The organism is Desertibacillus haloalkaliphilus (genome assembly GCF_019039105.1).
Classification (GTDB): domain Bacteria; phylum Bacillota; class Bacilli; order Bacillales; family KJ1-10-99; genus Desertibacillus; species Desertibacillus haloalkaliphilus.
Map to the genome: position 1 here is coordinate 1 of NZ_JAHPIV010000082.1, position 490 is coordinate 490.

The following is a 490-nucleotide window of genomic DNA, read 5'->3' on the forward strand; positions in this document are numbered from 1 at the left end:
TTCCCCCTCCTCCTTCCCCCTCCTTCTCCTCTTTCTTCCTCCTTCTCTTTCTCCTCTCCTTCTTCCCTCTTTCCCCCTCCCCTCCCCTCCTCTCCTTTCCCCCCTTCTCCTTTCCTTTTCCCCTTCTTTTTCTTTTCCCCTCCCCCCCTTCTTTTTTCTTCTCCTCCTCCCCCCTTTCCCTCTTTCTTCCTCTCTCCCTTTTCTCTTTCCTCTTCTCCTCCCCTTTCCCTTTTCTCCCCTTCTCCCCTCCTCTCTTTCTTTTCCTTCTTTCCCTTTTTCTTTTCTCTTTCTCCTTTCCTCTCCTTCCTCTCTCTCTTCCTTTTTTCTCTCTTCTCCTTTCTCCTTCCTTTCTTCTTCTCTCCCCTCTTTTTTCTCCTCCCCTCCTTCTCCCTCCCCCTTTTTCCTTCTCCCTTCTCTTCCTCTCCTTTTCCTTCTCTCCCTCCTCCTCTTCCTCCCTCCTTCTTCCTTTCTCTTCTCCCCCTCTTCCTCT

At 50.8% G+C, this 490-nt stretch carries 1 protein-coding gene; it reads right to left on the bottom strand.

Annotation, left to right across the window (positions count from 1 at the left end):
* On the bottom strand, positions 1-490 hold a 490-nt coding region (locus tag KH400_RS29645), incomplete at both ends, for a hypothetical protein (RefSeq protein WP_217227955.1).